The sequence below is a fragment of the Paenibacillus sp. FSL R5-0749 genome (genome assembly GCF_038595085.1).
Taxonomy (GTDB): Bacteria; Bacillota; Bacilli; order Paenibacillales; family Paenibacillaceae; genus Paenibacillus.
Window position 1 is genome coordinate 566,660 of record NZ_CP152005.1, and the last position, 17,592, is coordinate 584,251.

A 17,592-nucleotide genomic window follows, 5' to 3' on the forward strand; every position below is an offset into this window, starting at 1 on the left:
CAATTTACGATTTACAAATTACAATATACAGATGCGCTTGTGAAGAATGGAGGAAATGAATATGTACAATGACCAGAAAGCTCAGTTTAACCAGATGGTGGAACGATCTGTAGAGCAGGCGAACAAAAACCTTTCGGGAGCCAAGGGGGTAGTTTCCGTTCGATTAAGTCAGGAAGAGATTGATATTATTGATCAGCTTGTATTTCTTGAGTTAGCCAAAAACCGTTCTGACGCAACTGCGATGCTGATTAGGGAAGGAATACGAACACATCAGACCTTATTAAACGAGATACGCGAGTATACGGCCGAACTGGAACGGGTAAAAGCCAAGATACAACAAACCATTCGAGATTCTGGTTTAGTAGCGCGTCTGCATCGTAATAGTGATGATGAATCTGTTACGTACGAGGGAGAGGTGCGTGAAAAAGATGAAAAGTGAAATTCGCGGCGACAGCTATCGAGCGGTTTTACGCCTTCCTTCTTTTGTAGTGCTTCTTGTTGGCAGATTGATTTCCGGGGCAGGACAGATTTTATTTTCTATGGCGACGATGTGGTATATCCTGCAATTAACGGAGTCGGCACTCGCTGCTGCACTGATTCCGATGCTGCCTTATCTGATCTATGCATTTCTAGGCATCCCCCTGGCTACGATCAGCGATCGCCTGCCGAAGAAACAACTTTTGATCTGGACAGATATACTGCGCGCAGGTATAGCCTGTCTTCTAGCGCTTTTGTTCATGACAGGTTCCATGCTTCCTTGGCATATTTACGCAGCCAATCTGCTCATTGCCATCCTTGGATTTTTGTTTAATCCCGCTACCCAGACAGTCATCCCCGCAATTTTGCCAGAACCTACAAAACAATTAGCTCCAGCTAATGCATTACTGAACTCTTCCTCCAAAACGATTGAATTGCTTGGATACGCCATGGGGGGGATATTGATTGCGCTCATCTCCGTTCAGTCCATCTTGTTTATCTATGCAGTTACGTTTCTGTTATCCGCCATATCCATTTTCTTTATCCGCATCCCTGTAACCAAAGTCGTTAAACAAAAAGGAGTCTCTGGTTTTGTCAAAGATAGCATGCAGGGAATTACCTTCCTGTTTTCCCGTAAAATTTTGGCCTGCTGCATTATCTTTGGAGCCATTATCAATTTTGCGGGTGCACCACTGCACATTTTTACGCCGATTTTTGCCAATATGGTGCTGCAAGCCGGACCACAAGGCTACGGTCTTCTTCAGTCAGCCTTTGCCGCTGGCAGTATTGCAGGCTCTCTGCTCAGTGGCAAATATGCCAAAAGGCTCTCGCTCGCTCACTGGTTTTTGATTAGTTATCTTATCTCAGGTACAAGTTTGCTGCTCATGCCGATGTTTCCTAACCTGTATATCGCTATTGCGTGTTCATTTTTGTTGATGCTGGGACTTGCTCTTGTGAACGTACCTTTGGTTACATCGATTCTTTTATCCACACCGGAAGAAAAAAGAGGACGTGTCATGAACAGCATGGGTGTTTTGATGAGTGGTGTTAGTAATCCGCTTGGTTTGTTACTGGGAGGATGGTTCATTGAAACGTACAACCCTTCATGGGTGTACATGGGGATTGGTACATTTGTTATTTGTATGGGCATGGCAAGCCTGTTTGTTCGACCTTTCCGTGAAGAACGGAGCAAGCGCACGAGGCAACAAACGACCTCTATGTAGTACGGAATCTGATGTCATACTGCACCTCTTTTTAGTCCGAGGAAACAAGTAATTTGACATAGTCAGGCGAATAAATGGATTCAATGAATAATTTATGTAAAATAATTCAATTAAAAAGAAGGAAATTCAAAATTTATGTAGAATTTGGTTTATAAGAGGGGGAGACAAATGGGAGGTAATTTATCATGGAAAACAAGGAAATTTTATCTGTACAGGATTTGATGGCACTAGAGGTTGAAGAGGATAACAACATGTTTGAGGAAACAAGCTTGTGTACAGTGTGCAGCTGGACTAGCTCACAAACAATCGTTGTCGAGAGCTAGGAACTTCTTTACACGCTCTATTCACTGAATCATTTGAAAGATAAGTCTTTGGTTTTCGCGCATTACTAAAATAATTGTACCTCCCCCTCTTACTTTATCCAAAAAGGAGTGATTCTCATTGAAATTCGCAAGCGTAACCCCCAAGAAGGACGCCTTTGAGAACGCTTTGGAACATATAATCCGGGAACTTCCCCAATCCATCCAATGGTCGAATGACGGCCATTGGATTTGTTTTAGACCGAAGGAATTAAGGCTTCCCGCGCAGGGATGGAAAATCCATATATCGGTTATTCCTGTGGAAGGAGCTGAATTGCTGCGCCGTATTGCACCTGTTCTCACAGAAAATGAAGTGCAATGGAAAGTAGTGAGCAGTGGGCTGAAACTGATTGAAACATCTAACGGTTCCATACCTCTCCCTCAGACTGGGAAATGTGTCACCATCTACGCACGAGACGAAGAACAGTTCTTGAAGTTACTTGAATTAATGCATTCATGTACAGGTGATCTGGAAGGACCGGCTATTCCGACAGATCGGGCATACCTCGGCAGCCAGTGTGTATTTTACCGTTATGGTGCATTCACGGATCGTTTCTACTATGACCGTTATTCGGGTGCAAAAGTGTATGCTATCCAGAATCCAGAAGGTGAGCTGGAGGAGGATCGAAGAGCGCCCGGCAGATATAAGCCGGATTGGGTGAATGAACCCGAGGAATTGCTGCGGATTCAGGACATGGAGACAAATCAGGTGACTTCTCGTCATGCCGATTCCAATAACAATGAGTTTGGTATACGAAACATTCGTGTAAGGCGTGTACTCAAGAAATCCGGCAAGGGCGGAGTATTTCTTATCTCTGGCACATCGTATGAACAGGCTGTCATGAAAGAAGCAGTCTACCGTATGCGTGTAGACGGTGGTGGGCGGTCTGCGCATGACTATCTGGATAATGAATATCGGGTGCTTGATCTGATGAAGGATACGGGGGTTACCCCACGACCGTTTGATCTGTTTAGTACTGAAAATAACCGCTACCTGATTCTGGAGTATTTTGAAAGTATCAGCTTGCGTGAATATATCCATCGCAGACATGTAGCTGTAGATTACAACCGGGCGGATATGTATCAGATGGGTGTACATATTCTGGATATGGTACAGCAATGTCACGATAAAGGGATTGTGATCAATGATCTGACGCCCAACAATATTGTTGTGCTGACGGACGGAAGTGTACGCCTGATTGATCTTGAACTGGCTTATGTTAGAAGTGATGAGACCCATGCCGATCCATTGACTGGTCATACTCCGGGTTATGTGCCACGAGGGCGTGAGCACAGCAGGCGCTCCAGTTATGGGGATGATCTGTATGCACTGGGAGCCGTCTTTTATTACATGGCTTCATCCATTGACCCCTATCTGAAATATCGGCAATCTCATCTGGAAGCTGCACAAGCTTATCTGGATCATCAAAGTAATACACAACTTCGTGGCTTGGGAAGTCTGGGTATTGAGATCATGTCTGGCGGATATGTGAAGTTATCAGAAATTCGTAAAACGTTGGTTGCATTACTGGAGCAGCAAGAGGTCCGATCAGGAGGAAGCAGGGATGTAATAGAGAAGGATGAATGCAATATGGAGCCAGAAGAAGTGCTCCGTCAGGCGGAGCGTATGGTAAACACACTGTATACTTCTCTTGATTTCAATAGTCCCCATCAACTGTTCCCGGAAAACAGCATGAGCAAGATGTTCCATCCGGCGAATTTTAACTTTGGCTGGACAGGGATGATTTTTGGTTTTAATCAGCTTGGTCAGATTACAGAGAACAGACAATACCATCAATATGCGTATGAAGTGTTGGAATGGATTTTGACGAATCACCCTTACGTTCCAGATGAGACACCTGTAGCATTATACTTTGGATATGGCGCTGTACCCTGGGCAATGGCAGAGACGGCTGAACGAATAAATGATCCATCGCTGCTTCAACGTGCAGAGGATCTGGCATTGGAAATCGCCCTACATGATCCGGTGCAGACCAATATTAGTCATGGAGCTGCGGGTTTGGGACTGATGCTGCTTGAAATATACCGTATTGGAGGCCGCCCTGAACTTCTGACAAGAGCGGAGGAACTGGGTGTCTATATTTTGGAACAAGAAGAGCAGACAGACGAATCATTGAGTTTGTGGAAAGTAAAAGATAAATCGGACAAAAAAGGTCATCATTCCCTTGGATTCTCTCATGGCATTGCAGGCATCGGGTATTATCTACTCGCCTTGGCAGAGCGTACAGGGAAGGAAGCGTACTATTCTGCTGTGAAGCGAATTGTACATACACTTGATCGTACAAGTCATGGAGGGCAGAATGGCGTGAGTCTGTGGCCCGCATCGCCGGAAAAACCGGATACACTCTGGGTGCACTGGTGTAATGGATCGGCGGGTATTGGTCGATTTCTAATGGCAGCGGCTGATATTTTGCAAGATCCCCTCTGTACCAGACTGGGACTTCAAGCAGCAGATGCAGTGGCACAGGCGACGGTATTTGCTTCTTTTGGGCAGTGTCACGGAATTGCAGGTAACGGAGATTTTCTGCTCTTGGCCAATCGCAGGTTCCCAGGCAGGTATGAAACCAAACTAGCGGAATACACACAGAGCTTGCATGTATTGCGCAGTGATCAACGGGAGGACATATGGATGTGGCCTTTGGAGGACATGGAGTCCTTCTCCCCGGATTATATGACAGGTTATATGGGGATCTATACATTCCTGCTACGCCGGTTTTATCCGTCTGTTGCATCCGAACCACTGGTTTATTCAGGTTTTGATTATGACAGGGAGGGAAAAGTGTATGATGCTAACATCCATGTCTGAACTTCTGCCGCAATGTCAGCATGAATCGGGAAAGGCGGGTGATCGCTATTATGCCGTTGAACCTGAAAATGAGGATATCCTGTCTTCGCTCATGGTAATTGATCAGGGAGAAGGGCAGTATACACTGGATTTATGGAGTGAAACGCATTCCAATTCTTATTGGGAAGATCGAATGTTATCCGTTTTGGACAATATGACATGGTCCTCTCTCTATGCGACCACGCCTGCTTCATTTCCGTGGGAGAAGCTTGGATACCGGGCAGATGTTCTGGCTCATCGATACCGGTTTTTCGGCAAGCTGAAGGACGTTCCTGTGCCGGCTATGCCTAATGAAGACGCGGTTTGGATGTCTGCGGAGGGGCAGGCGGATTCTCTGGCACACTTGCTCCAGGACAGTGATCCTACCTGTCCAAGTTGGGAAGCTGCTCACCAAGCTATCCGAGATATTGATGAGGGGGTGTACGGCAAGTTGCTGAAGGGTTCCGGCCTTGTGGAACTGGAGGGAAGGAAGATCGGGGGCTGCCTGTTAAGCGATGAGTTCGGCAGTATACTCCTTGCTCATATCTTCACGATACCTGAAGCGAAACGTCAAGGTTGGGCCCGTTGGCTTGCTGCCTATGGCTTCCATCGGTGCAGTTCAGATCCGGATCAGCGGATTAAAGCCTCACTGGATGCAAACAACCGGGGCAGTTATCAATTGATGAAGGCACTGAATTTACAACAGGTGCCTGGACTTATACATGTATGCCGGATCACGAAAGTGAGTGAGCTTTCATGATGCCTCTCCCCCTGGAAAGTACGGATTATCACGATCTGAGAAGTAAATGGTTTCGTGTGAGTCATGAACCCGGGTTGTTTGTCGTTGAAGGGGCATCGGATGCAGTTAAAGATGAAATTCAAAAATTGAGAATGCATTGGCAAGATAAAGCTATTCAAATTGTGGTTGATGATCCGTATGCTACTCTCCCGCTGATCTATCAATTAAATCCGGTTAAACCCATAGATGACCTTGTAGCATGTAAAAATGCGTTATTGAGATTCCAAAGATCAGGGTGGACACCTGGCAATAGGAGATGGGTTCTGGTTGAAGTATCTTCCTACCTCCACCCTGCGGATCTGGGAGCCATCCACTATATCCTGTATCGACAGAAATTAAGGGGAGTAAGTGTCGTACTTTTTTTTCATCGATATCCAACCATAGCGAGCAATCCTGAGGACATAGCCAAACTTCCGGTATCCCTTGTCAGGGATACACCTGATCAGACCCGACGTTTGTTAGAGGAACATTTACAGACGGTAAGCAAGGATAAAGGGAAGAAGAAAGAGGCCGCATTGGCGCTCTATAACAGGCTGGCCTGGATTTTGTTGTCCAAATCGGATAATCCGGCCCGTTACATGTCCTGTTTTCAATTCTTTGAACATAATTCGTTATTTCAACGGTTGTCAGTGACACAGCAGGCAGTGCTCTGGTTTGAGCTGGGGCAGCTGTTGACCAAAAACGGGAAGCATTATGCCGAAGCACGACACTGTTATTCGAAAGCAAGGGAAATCGTTGCCCAAGAAGAACTAACGGAAACGTATCGTACCGGAAAATGGGCTGCGCTTGATAATGGTGAAGCATTAATTGAGATGCAGGAGGGCAATGTAGAACGTGCAATTACGTTGGAGCGTCAGGCCGGACAGCGTATACGACAGCTTCCTGAGGGACCTGATCAGCGAGTTTTTCAGATTCAGACACTACTCAATATTGCGGGGTTGCAGCTCCGGGCGGGGCACTATGCAGAGGCAGGTAAGACGTTGCTGGCTGCGGAGAAGCGATGTGTTGATACGTACGCAGATTGGCTGGGGCATGTGCTGCAATTAAAAATGGTATTACATCAACAGCTTGGTGAGCAGGAGCAGGAATATGAACTGTTGATTCAAGTGTTACGTATGAAGACAAACACGGTTCATTCCAAACTGCTTGGTCGTGCGGTGGAAATCGCCGGGGCGCTCATTACTCAAGGGTTAGAGGAACAGGCATCCCGGGTGTACCGTCTGTTGATGAAGGGGCTACCGGTTGCCAGTCTGCCACAGATCAGGTTGATTCGGGAAACGTTAGACAGATTGGGGACAGTTACACCTATAGATGCATACACGCAAGATCAGTATATCAATCAACTGGAATTACAGTTGGAGGGATGGGGGCAGTTAAAGCACTGGAATGAGAGGAGGAAATCGGGTTGGGCGATCCATTCCTGACACGGATGAGTGTGAATAAGGAACGCACTAGTATGCTTTTGGGCTATGATGACAATACATGCGAATGGTGCAGTATTGATGATAGAGGCCGCATTGATGGCAGGCAGAGCCTTTCTGAACACGAGACAGCATCAGAGCGGCACACGCAGCATATGCAGTTCATTGGCAAGAATCAGGTTCTGGTGATTACACAGGACAAGGCGGGGAAATGGCTTCATATATACGAGAATGAGGAGCATGCAATTCTGGTTCAGAGCCGATATGTGAAGTTTCCATTTCCTGTGATGCAAGCTGCTCGGCAAGAGGACCGATTACTCCTGCTGTTTTCCATTAGACATCGGTCTGGGTCTGTTCGTATAGGTCTTTATGATCCGGACAAGGATGAAGCGAGATGGGTTACTCCTGATCTGCATCAGCCGCAATTTGTATTCTGGTCTGCAACCACACGAGAGGTTGGCGTAAACGTTGGTGGATTCGGAAGAGTGTATTCGTATTCCGAAGACATCCTTCCATCATCCGAAATACCCTATACGGAATATGCCTACCCTGTGATGGATAAGCAGGGTGACCTCGTAGCGGTATCCATTCCTGTGGAACATGGTTTTCAGCCCGGGTGGATCAGGCAAGGAGAGGGTACGGTACACGTATGTTCTAGGGATAACGAACCCTTCTCTGAACTGATCAGAATGCAACTCGATCCAGATCAACCGCTCGTGCTCTGTGAAGGGATAACCTCTGGCAGATGGCAATATGTTCAATATACATTGGACAGAGAGAAGAGATTTGAGCTACGTGATTATCCGGGAATCCTGACACAGGCTGTGCTCAGCAGGGACAGGCAGGGATTGATCGGAAAATATGAATCTATCGTCCGCCCTCCAGCGCCGGGATTATACCGATTTTCAGAGCAAATCAGTACGATTACCCCTTTTCCGGTTGAGAGAGATGAGAGAATTGGCAACCATCTCGACGAGGAACCAGATGTAATCTATGGAAGGATTCGTTATGGACAGGACGTGATTCCGTATATGGACATGCACCCGGAGGGTGCTGAACAGGTGGCTATCTATCTTCATGGGGGGCCTCATAATTGCCTGTTTGACAGTTTTAGTCCGGTCATCAGAGGATTATATCAGGCAGGAGTGAGGGTCATCGGGTTGAACTATCCCGGCAGCTCAGGGTTTGGCACGGATTACAAGATGCTCATTCAGAACGACTGGGGCGGCGTGGATGCAGATGTCATCCAGTTCATGCGGGAGCAGATGTTATCTTCCTATTCAAACATCTCTCTCTATGGCGTGAGCTATGGGGCTTATCTGGCATTGCTTGTAGCAGGTAAAAGTCCGGCGCTATGGAGTAATGTGGTTGCCTGTGCACCTTTCACGGATCTGGAAGGACTATACAACGGTGGCGGAGCGAAGCTGAGATCATTCTTGCAAACGGAAATTGGTGAGCTGTTGCATGATCCATCTGCTCTGCGGGATCGAAGTCCAATAGCTTATATATCCGGGCTCAGTAAGGTGGATATTCAATTTATTCATGGGCAGGAGGATCAATTGTGCCCTGTAGAGCAGACGGAAAGATTGTATCGGGACATTATGGAAAACAAGCGGTTGTCTGGAGCTGAAGGCAGGATTGAGCTTCATATTGTACAGGATATGGCACATGAGGCTTATTCGGAGCGAATCTGGGCGCAGAAGGCTGTTGATTTTCTAACCTACAGTAGAGTCTCTACGTAAGATAAATACGTGATGTTGAAGCCGCAAATGCGGCTTTTTTGGCGATGGTTAAGGTAATGATATGAAATGGAAAAGAGGTTGGTGACGTGTTGTTCGTGGCCTGGTGCATAGTATCAGAGGTTAAATGAATAACATTAACGTTTACAAGATGTCACATCCGGTTTAAGATGGCGTGAGCCGTTTAAGGTATATAACAATGGGATTAAGTATTAAAATAACGGTAAGTTGTTGAGATAATATCTATAGAAAAGAGGGAATTGATATGAAAGTAGCCATTTTTGGAGCAACCGGTGCGATTGGCAAGACGATACTGTGGGAGCTGATGGATCGTGGACATGAAGTGACAGCAGTGGTACGTGATCCATCCAAAATTGAGATGGTGCATGAGCGTTTGCGTGTAGAACAGGGAGATCTGCTTAACCCGGATCAGGTGGCTGATTTTGCAGCGGGTCAGGAAGCGGTTGTGAGTGCATATGGGCCGAAATTCGGTGGAGAAGAAGAGATGCTGGAAGTGACACGTTCGTTGATCGAGGGTGTGCGCCGGGCAAAAGCAGGACGTTTGGTAGTGGTTGGTGGAGCGGGAAGTTTGCTCACGGATTCCGGTGATATGCTGATGGATACGCCGGGATTCCCGGAAGAAGTCAAACCGCTGGCGAAAGCACATGCAGATGCATATGAGCTGATTGAAGCATCGGGTATTCACTGGACCTACATGAGCCCTGCTGCGACAATCACAACAGGACGTCGGACAGGTCAGTTCCGAGTAGGGATGAACCGTGTGATCACGGATGATATCGGGGAAAGCTCGATTTCCGTTGGTGATTTTGCAGCAGCTTTGGTGGACGAACTGGACGATCCGCAGTTTATTCAGGCACGGTTTACGGTGGGGTATTAAGCGTAGACAAATAGTCTGGGGCTGAATCTTAAGATTTCGTAAACGGGATCGATAAAGCTTCAGATGAGGCGTGGAGTACATCACGGTAACTGGATGAGGGAAAGGGCAAGATATCCGGACACATACAGGATGCAGGTTTCAGGTGCGAAATTGTTGCTTTTAGGTATGAGATAAGCTTGCACGGGAGGGATGAGCGTTGTTTATCGTGACTGCTGAACAGATGAGAGCTGTGGACGAGCATACGATTCATCAGCTTGGTATTCCAGCAGCCAGTCTGATGGAGAATGCGGGCCGCGCTATAGCCGAGGAAGTAATCAAGCTGTGCCGGGAAGGGCAGGAAGCAGGCTGGCTTGCGAATTCAGGGCAGCTTGGTTATAGCAGTAAAGGTGATGCGAGGCGGGCACACACTGGGCCAGGCGATCGGCAAGGTTATGGTGGCGACATCATCGCCGATCCGGCGCTGGTGATGGAGCACCCGGGAGATCAGCAGTGGTACATGCTGATCGGCAAGGGCAATAATGGCGGCGATGGCTTGGTGGCCGCGCGCCATTTGGTTGAAGCAGGGCTTGGCGTGACATTGGTCTACGCCGATGCCCCTGAGGCACTGCGGGGCGAAGCCGCAGTGCAACGGGATGCCGCCGCGAAGCTTGGCATCCCTGCTCTTGTCCACGGGCGCGAAGCCGTGGACTTCAGCCGGTGCACAGGCATCGTGGATGCGCTGCTGGGCACCGGCTCGCGGGGAGCGCCGCGGGGAGCTTACGCGGCGCTGGTTAAGGCGGCGAACGACAGCGGCAAGCCGATCGTGTCCGCCGATGTGCCAAGCGGGTTGGACGCCGATACCGGAGAGGTGTACGAGCCCTGCATTCAAGCCCGGGTGACCGTATGCCTTGCGCTGCTCAAGCGCGGGCTGGTGCAGTACCCGGGCGCTTCTGCCGCGGGGCGCATTGTGGTGCGCGCCATCGGCATTCCCACGCGGCTTGCGCCAGAGCATGGCCCCTCGGTCCGTCTGCTGACGGACGAGGTGCTGCGCGATGCGCTGCGCGTGGATACAGGCCGCCTCCGGGCACCGGACGGCCATAAGGGCACCTACGGCCACGTATTGCTGGCCGCAGGAAGTCTGCCGATGAGCGGCGCAGGCCTGCTCTCGGCCAAGGCCGCGCTGCGCGCAGGCTGCGGGCTCGCCACATGGGCGCTGCCCGCGGCACTGCTGCCGCATGTCATCGGCACCGTGCCCGAGCTCATGCTCGCTGCCGCCGCCGATGGCGACAGCGGCGAATGGAACGCGGCTTCCGCCTCCGCCGTGCTGCGTCTCGCGGAGAGCCGCGACGTGCTTGCGACCGGCCCGGGCCTCGGCCGTTTCAAGGGCGACACAGACTGGCTTCGCCGTCTGTGGCAACATACGGATCGTCCGCTCGTCATTGACGCGGACGCCCTCAACATGCTGGCAGACACGGGCCCACATGGGCCTCGCGACTGGGGCAAGCGAAGTGCGGCGACAATCCTGACGCCGCACCCTGGCGAGATGGGTCGACTGCTGGGCATGTCGACCCAGGAAGTGCAGCGTGACCGCATTGGACACGCTGCCCAGTACGCCCGCGAGCAGGGCGTGACCCTTGTGCTCAAGGGAGCACGAACGGTCATCGCAACGCCATCCGGCGAGGCGTACATCAACACCACCGGACACGCCGGCATGGCGACTGGCGGTGCCGGAGACGTATTGACCGGCATCATCGCCGGTCTGCTTGCCCAAGGGCTCGGCGCGGAGCAAGCTGCCGCGTTCGGCGTATATCTCCACGGACAGGCCGCCGAACGAGCAGCACTGCTGCGCGGTGACCCATCGTCCCTGCTGGCGGGAGACATCATCGACGCACTCTGAGGATGGTGCAGGTGCGGGGCAAGATCGCGATTGGATAACTAACTGTCTATGTCGCTTCATTTCCAAACCGCAAGTGACCCGACGAGCCAGTGTTCCAGCACACTAAAAGTAGAAGAGTGCATATTGCTCACTATCCATTGAGTACCAAGTACTCAGTATTCAATGCACACTCTTGATGGTCACTTCTCAATGCCCAATGCTCATGCATCAATTCTCAAATGCTCAACACCCTACACCCAACATAAATGATCAATGCCAAGGGTCATAACGAACCTGAGACACCTTATACCACGGTTTTACATCGAGGAGCAAAGCTAACGAACCCTATCCACGTTATTTCTGTGTATTTCAGAGAAAACACTCGAAAAACCGGGCTAAATCAGGAAATAGAGCGCCTGAGATTCGTTAGATTTTATAATCCCCAATTAATCGCTCAATAAGGCTTGCTCGGTTCGTTACACTTTTGGATCTGAAACGTTGATGTCTTGTTATCTATATAAGTTGTTGAACTAACAGATCATGTACACTGGACATTCCGAGGACAGAACAACCTTCCGATCGCTGTTAACCCCATTAACCCCAGAATTTTAGGATTCCTTTTATAAAGGGGGAAATCCGGGATAGCATATGCATCTGAAGTTGCTTTCTTTCAGAGGTTCTAGGCGTAGCATACGTTTCCGAGCTAGTTTTCTTACAGAAAACTTGTAGCTACGCTTCTTATTATCTGTCTGTCCTCTCGGTTTCGTGGAAATGTTTAGTATAATTGATATACTTTCTTATCGCCAAAAAGAAAAAATCTTAGATGAAACAACGATTAGCTACTGAAAAGGGGAGCCCTGTCATAATTCATGACGGAGGCTCCCCTTTATTGGTTTGTATATTCACGCTGCATGATCCAGGCCCACCTAAACCTACCTATAACCTACCTATAGCGCACCTATAATCAGCATCTAACAGCATATAAACTTCATCCAACCTACATCTGACCTGCATCCAACCTACCTTTTCACCCTTGTCATGAAGCAGGGCACTGCATGCTGGGATGCACGCAGCCCAAATTCTTCGGCCAACTTGCTTACAGCCCGAACTATCCCGACATCCTGCCTACAGCCGGAATCGAAGCAGTTCCTGATGCATCTCCGCACTGATATCACGCAGTGACTTCACCTTGACGCTTGCATCAGCGAAGGAACGTTGTTGTTCCGACGTGGAGGCGGTGATCTCTTCACTGCTGGCCGCCGACTGCTCGGTGATGGCACTGATATTTTCAATGGCCTGTTGCACTTGTGTACTGAGTTCATTGGAGTGCTGCATGTCCTCAGCAAGCTGGTGGATACCCGTACTAATGCGCTCCACACTTTCACGAATGGCAGAGAAGGATTCACGAGTCTGGCTGGTGGCTTGTTCCTGTTCACCGTATAGCTGCATGCTCTGTGCAACAGAGTTCTTCACCTTGTCCATGGAGGTCGTGATTTCGCCCACGGCGGCATAGATATGCTTAACCGATTGCGCAGATTGTTCGGCGAGTTTGTTCACCTCGCCGGCAACAACAGCGAATCCACGTCCGGCTTCTCCAGCGCGAGCAGCCTCTATGGAGGCATTCAACGAGAGCATGGTCGTTTGTTTGGCAATCTCCGATACATACGCAGTCATCGTAGTTATTCGAACTGCGCTTTCTTCCAGTTCCCGCACCGTTTGTTCCACCTCGGACATCGCCATACGATTCACTTCGGCCAGTCGGAGTTGCTCCGCTACAGCCTTATTACCTTCCTCAACGGTAGTTAATACTTCGCGACCATCGATTACCGATTGGGAGGTGGCCTCCAGATTACTATTGAAGGTAGACTGCATTTTGTCCACAACCATCACCGTTTCACTCAGATCCTCGGCAATCTTTTGACTACCAATCGAGAGTTCCTCCGTGGTGCGGGATACTTGCTGCACGATCGCTTGGGCCGTATCGTTGCCGCGGTCAATATCTTGCGCCATCAGATCGACACGATGACCAGCTGCGCCAATCGATTGAATAATGCCACGGATATTATGGGTCATGATACCGAAGGAGCGACTCAGATCATCGAGTTCATCTTTGCCCCGAGCTTCCGGTAATTGTCCGGTCAGGTCACCGTTCGCAATTTGTCCCGCGGCGTCCTTGAGTGTACGAATACGCCGGGCGATCTGCCGTGACGTATACATGTTGAACAACATTACGGCGACAAGCAATACGATGGCTCCACCAAGAGCGACTTGCCACGTTTGCTGAATGTCACGCTCCAAATCAACGGTATATTGATCATAACGATCCCGAGTCATCTCATCTAACGAATAGATATCATTCTGTATGCCGCGAACCCGAGTGCTGTAACGTTTCGCTTCCGCACTGTTCATCTCGGTCATTGCTTCGGTAGCTCCCTGGTTCAGAGCTTCTAATTTTGTCTGGATGGACTGAATGAGTTGCAATTGCTGATCCGTTTCCAGTAATCCGTCCGTAAGCTCCTGAATCATCTTTTGACCTTCATCCAGCAAGCGGAGTACTGCGTCCTGATTTCCCGCTGTCATGGAGAACGAATAGACATCTAGCGCCTGCTGGGTCTGAATCTGATTGGCATTCAGTTCACTAACCTTGAGCATGGCTGGTACCAGATTTTGATTTTTGGCATTCATACCGAGCAATTGCATGATGATATAAGCGACCAGCGCAAGGCATAGAAGTAGTGAAATTAGAGCATTAAGTATTAGTTTTCCCTGTAGTTTCATGGGCGTACCTCCTTGTATCCGATGGGGTTATTGATCAAGCATAATTTTGATTTGACCGGAAGAGATCTTGGCTTTCAGATCTTCGAAGGTTTTCTGTTGTTCATCACTGAGCGTGATATTATGTAGAGCAGTCAGACCCACGGCGTTCTCCGCCAGCCCCTCCACGAGTTCCTTTTGAGGGAAGGTATGGTTGTTTTGAATAAACGTGTTCACGGCATTATAGATGGAGACATCCACATTTTTCAGCATGGACGTCAGAATCGCTTTTTCCGCCAAAAAGAATTGATCGGTATCTACACCGATGGCGTATTTCCCTAATTTCTGAATCTCCGTCAGTGCACCAACACCTGTGAGACCGGCAGCCACATAGATCACGTCAGCGCCCTTGTCCTGAATCATCTGTGCAGCCAGTTGTTCACCCAGATCGGCATTACCGAAGTCCCCTGCGTAGACGGCATCCACGGTTGCATCCGGCTTGACAGCCAGAACACCTTGCTTAAAACCTTGCTCGAAATCACGAAGGAGCGGGATCTCCATCCCACCAAGGAAACCAACATGATTTTCGGTTGTGGCCATAGCGGCAATCACACCTGCCAGATAACTTCCTTCTTCCGCCCGGAAGGAGATGGAGGCAATGTTAGGCAATTCGGACTGACTATCAATCACGAGGAACTGCTGGTCAGGATATTTGGCTGCAACTTTCTCCATATCTGCTTGGATCGTATCACTCAGGCCGATAATCAGATCGAATTTGGCTTCCGCAAACTCTTCAAATGCAGCTTCGGCAGTTAATTTATCGCCCGGTTCACGATAGTCAAAGACAATGCTTTTCTCGTCTCTGGCCTGAACCAGCCCATTAAAAGCAGCATCATTGAAAGAACGGTCACCCAGACCCACTTCCGTGAGTACGATCCCGACCTTTGTTCTTGTGTCTGTTGCCGTTGTTGTATTATTAGCTGAACATGCCCCCAGGATCAGTACCGTCAGAATCATCATTATGGTGAGACCTGCGCGTCTGTTCTTGTTTATTTTCATGTGTGGTACCCTCATTTCTATAGTCGCTTTTTGCTGATTTCCCTCTATCTATATCGGACAGAGAGGCATTGTGATTTATGGTATGTAGTGAAAATTTACGTAAATATAAAAATATTTCATGAATTATACATTAGTTTTACATTTCTTTGGTTAAAAGGGGGCTTGAATAACTACAGCCTGTTGTTTACTGATGTTAAAAACTCTAAAAAGACAAAAAAGACACAACAGAGATCACATGAATCATCTCTATTGTGTCTTTGAAATGAACTAGCGGATATGAGAAGCGGGTCGTGATATCCACATTTGTCTTTATAAATGAAATGGCATGAGCTTACCAAGCCGAAATGGAGCCATCCGCTCGCGTTTCCGTACCGCCGCATAATACGCCATTGTCCAGATTGCGCCAGATAATCTGACCGCGTCCAAATTGGGATGGATCAAGTGCCACTTGGATATCATGTCCCTTGCGGGCGAGTGCCTGTGCAATGTGCTGCGGGAAACCTGGTTCCACGAGAATCGTTTTGCCCTTCGTCCACTGCCAGCGTGGAGAATCCAGGGCAGCTTGTGGGTTCAGATGATAATCGATTGTATTCATGACCACCTGTACATGACCCTGTGGTTGCATGAAACCACCCATGACACCGAATGGCCCGACCGCTTCGTTGCCACGGGTGAGGAACCCCGGAATGATTGTATGATATGTGCGTTTGCCAGGCTCCAGAGCGTTTGCATGATTCGGGTCCAGTGAGAAGTTGTGTCCACGATTTTGCAGGGAAATGCCTGTCCCCGGCACAACAAGTCCAGACCCGAAGCCCATATAGTTACTCTGGATAAAGGAAACCATGTTGCCTTCACCGTCCGCTGTAGCCAGATAGACCGTTCCACTTGCTCGTGGATCACCTGCCTCGGGTGCACGTGCAGTATCACCAATGAGTTTGCGCCGTTCTTCCGCATATGCCTCAGATAGCAGTTCCTCGACCGATACGCCCATTTTGCGTTCTTCCGTAATGTATTTCTCCCCATCGGCAAATGCCAGTTTCATGGCTTCGAGCTGCTGATGATATGCCAGAACAGATTCTTTCTCGTCGAATTCGTAACCTTTCAGCAGATTAAGTGCCGCCAGAGCGATCAAGCCTTGTCCATTCGGCGGAATCTCCCATACATCATATCCACGATAGGAGACGGAGATCGGATCAACCCACTCCGGCTGAAAAGCTTTCAGATCCTCACGAGTCAGATAACCCCCGTGCTCCGCCATAAAGGAATGAATGCGTTCGGCCAGTTCTCCTTCGTAAAAGTCTCGCGCTTCGCTCTCGCCAATCTGGCGCAAAGTCGCCGCATGATCCGGCGAGCGCCACATCTCTCCAGCTGCGGGAACACGCCCGCCTGGAGCAAATGTCTCAAACCACGCCCGCCCTGCCTTCGCATCACCCTGGCGTGCATAGATCTCGGCTGCCCTTGCCCAGTGGCGGGCCAGCCCAGGCGCAAGCGGATAACCTTCCTCCGCATAGCGGATAGCTGGCTCCAACGCTTCCGCCAGCGTGAGCCGCCCGAAACGGCGGCTCAGCTCAGCCCAACCCGCCGGTGCGCCAGGCACCGTCACCGGCACAACCCCAAGCTTCGGCATCTCCGTATGGCCTGCCGCTTGAAGCGCCTCAATGGATATGCCCTGAGGCGCAGGGCCGCTGGCATTCAGGCCATGCAGTTTGCCCTCGGTCCAGATGAGGGCAAAAGCATCGCCTCCAATGCCATTGGACGTGGGCTCCAGCACGGTGAGTGCTGCCGCAGTTGCAATGGCGGCATCGATGGCATTGCCGCCTTTTTTCAATACATCCAGACCGGCTTGTGCAGCCAGTGGCTGTGACGTGGCGACCATGCCTTGCTTCGCATACACAGGCACGCGGTACGAGGGGTACGGTTGGTAGAGTGGATCAAAGTTCATCAGGTTGTTCAGCTCCTTGTCACAAGATGTCAGGTTCCGGCATCACCGGATCATACTCCTAACCCTCTTCGCAACCGGACAACCGATATCCTGCCACACCTGCCAAATCCAACCTGACATCAGCAGCACATGTTCAAAAATACGGTCCATCCCGATCTGGCTAATCATCTGTACGTTTCTACCAAGTGGAGTGACATCGGTTAACGATATCACCCACATTC

At 49.5% G+C, this 17,592-nt stretch carries 13 protein-coding genes; 9 read left to right on the forward strand and 4 right to left on the reverse strand.

Features of this window, described 5'->3' with window-relative positions; translation table 11 throughout:
* Positions 1 to 61: 61 nt before the first annotated feature.
* The 9 genes from MKY85_RS02675 (at position 62) to MKY85_RS02715 (ending at position 11,637) form a co-directional block, all read left to right on the forward strand.
* Positions 62 to 439 (forward strand): hypothetical protein, encoded by a 378-nt coding sequence (locus MKY85_RS02675; RefSeq protein WP_342571716.1) that lies wholly within the window; start codon positions 62 to 64, stop codon positions 437 to 439.
* Entirely contained in the window at positions 429 to 1,700 is a 1,272-nt protein-coding gene (locus MKY85_RS02680) for an MFS transporter (RefSeq protein WP_339261290.1), read from the forward strand. Before MKY85_RS02675 ends, MKY85_RS02680 begins: the two co-directional genes overlap by 11 nt.
* A 185-nt stretch (positions 1,701 to 1,885) precedes the next feature.
* A complete protein-coding gene (locus MKY85_RS02685; protein ID WP_161799395.1) occupies positions 1,886 to 2,023 on the forward strand; it encodes a hypothetical protein in 138 nt (45 codons plus the stop codon).
* Positions 2,024 to 2,141: 118 nt separating this feature from the next.
* Positions 2,142 to 4,886 carry a lanthionine synthetase LanC family protein gene (locus tag MKY85_RS02690; RefSeq protein WP_342571717.1) on the forward strand — a complete coding sequence of 915 codons (2,745 nt, stop codon included), beginning with the start codon at positions 2,142 to 2,144 and terminating at the stop codon, positions 4,884 to 4,886.
* The gene (locus MKY85_RS02695) at positions 4,864 to 5,664 is read left to right on the forward strand and encodes a hypothetical protein (protein ID WP_342571718.1); all 801 of its coding nucleotides are present in this window, start codon (positions 4,864 to 4,866) and stop codon (positions 5,662 to 5,664) included. Before MKY85_RS02690 ends, MKY85_RS02695 begins: the two co-directional genes overlap by 23 nt.
* The gene (locus tag MKY85_RS02700; RefSeq protein WP_342571719.1) at positions 5,661 to 7,127 is read left to right on the forward strand and encodes a hypothetical protein; all 1,467 of its coding nucleotides are present in this window, start codon (positions 5,661 to 5,663) and stop codon (positions 7,125 to 7,127) included. The genes MKY85_RS02695 and MKY85_RS02700 overlap by 4 nt, the downstream gene beginning before the upstream one ends.
* Positions 7,109 to 8,866 (forward strand): prolyl oligopeptidase family serine peptidase, encoded by a 1,758-nt coding sequence (locus MKY85_RS02705; protein WP_342571720.1) that lies wholly within the window; start codon positions 7,109 to 7,111, stop codon positions 8,864 to 8,866. Before MKY85_RS02700 ends, MKY85_RS02705 begins: the two co-directional genes overlap by 19 nt.
* A gap of 262 nt (positions 8,867 to 9,128) precedes the next feature.
* Entirely contained in the window at positions 9,129 to 9,761 is a 633-nt protein-coding gene (locus MKY85_RS02710) for an NAD(P)H-binding protein (protein ID WP_339239310.1), read from the forward strand.
* Between the two features lie 196 nt (positions 9,762 to 9,957).
* Positions 9,958 to 11,637 carry an NAD(P)H-hydrate dehydratase gene (locus MKY85_RS02715; RefSeq protein ID WP_342571721.1) on the forward strand — a complete coding sequence of 560 codons (1,680 nt, stop codon included), beginning with the start codon at positions 9,958 to 9,960 and terminating at the stop codon, positions 11,635 to 11,637.
* Positions 11,638 to 12,741: 1,104 nt separating this feature from the next.
* On the opposite strand, the gene MKY85_RS02720 is transcribed toward MKY85_RS02715, so the two are convergent.
* From MKY85_RS02720 to MKY85_RS02735, 4 genes are all read right to left on the reverse strand, one after another.
* The gene (locus MKY85_RS02720; RefSeq protein ID WP_342571722.1) at positions 12,742 to 14,394 is read right to left on the reverse strand and encodes a methyl-accepting chemotaxis protein; all 1,653 of its coding nucleotides are present in this window, start codon (positions 14,392 to 14,394) and stop codon (positions 12,742 to 12,744) included.
* A gap of 27 nt (positions 14,395 to 14,421) precedes the next feature.
* On the reverse strand, positions 14,422 to 15,429 hold the full coding sequence (locus MKY85_RS02725; RefSeq protein ID WP_342571723.1) for a BMP family ABC transporter substrate-binding protein: 1,008 nt from the start codon (positions 15,427 to 15,429) through the stop codon (positions 14,422 to 14,424).
* A 331-nt stretch (positions 15,430 to 15,760) separates the two neighbouring features.
* Entirely contained in the window at positions 15,761 to 17,371 is a 1,611-nt protein-coding gene (locus MKY85_RS02730; RefSeq protein ID WP_342571724.1) for a gamma-glutamyltransferase family protein, read from the reverse strand.
* 42 nt (positions 17,372 to 17,413) lie between these two features.
* A complete protein-coding gene (locus MKY85_RS02735; protein WP_339258615.1) occupies positions 17,414 to 17,590 on the reverse strand; it encodes a hypothetical protein in 177 nt (58 codons plus the stop codon).
* Between the last annotated feature and the right edge of the window lie 2 nt (positions 17,591 to 17,592).

Excerpts from the sequence above, each read along its gene's own strand:
- MKY85_RS02680 (WP_339261290.1), top strand. The coding sequence starts at position 429 with ATGAAAAGTGAAATTCGCGGCGACAGCTATCGAGCGGTTTTACGCCTT.
- MKY85_RS02700 (WP_342571719.1), top strand. The coding sequence starts at position 5,661 with ATGATGCCTCTCCCCCTGGAAAGTACGGATTATCACGATCTGAGAAGT.
- MKY85_RS02675 (WP_342571716.1), top strand. The coding sequence starts at position 62 with ATGTACAATGACCAGAAAGCTCAGTTTAACCAGATGGTGGAACGATCT.
- MKY85_RS02720 (WP_342571722.1), bottom strand. The coding sequence starts at position 14,394 with ATGAAACTACAGGGAAAACTAATACTTAATGCTCTAATTTCACTACTT.
- MKY85_RS02725 (WP_342571723.1), bottom strand. The coding sequence starts at position 15,429 with ATGAAAATAAACAAGAACAGACGCGCAGGTCTCACCATAATGATGATT.
- MKY85_RS02710 (WP_339239310.1), top strand. The coding sequence starts at position 9,129 with ATGAAAGTAGCCATTTTTGGAGCAACCGGTGCGATTGGCAAGACGATA.
- MKY85_RS02685 (WP_161799395.1), top strand. The coding sequence starts at position 1,886 with ATGGAAAACAAGGAAATTTTATCTGTACAGGATTTGATGGCACTAGAG.
- MKY85_RS02730 (WP_342571724.1), bottom strand. The coding sequence starts at position 17,371 with ATGAACTTTGATCCACTCTACCAACCGTACCCCTCGTACCGCGTGCCT.
- MKY85_RS02695 (WP_342571718.1), top strand. The coding sequence starts at position 4,864 with ATGATGCTAACATCCATGTCTGAACTTCTGCCGCAATGTCAGCATGAA.
- MKY85_RS02735 (WP_339258615.1), bottom strand. The coding sequence starts at position 17,590 with ATGTGGGTGATATCGTTAACCGATGTCACTCCACTTGGTAGAAACGTA.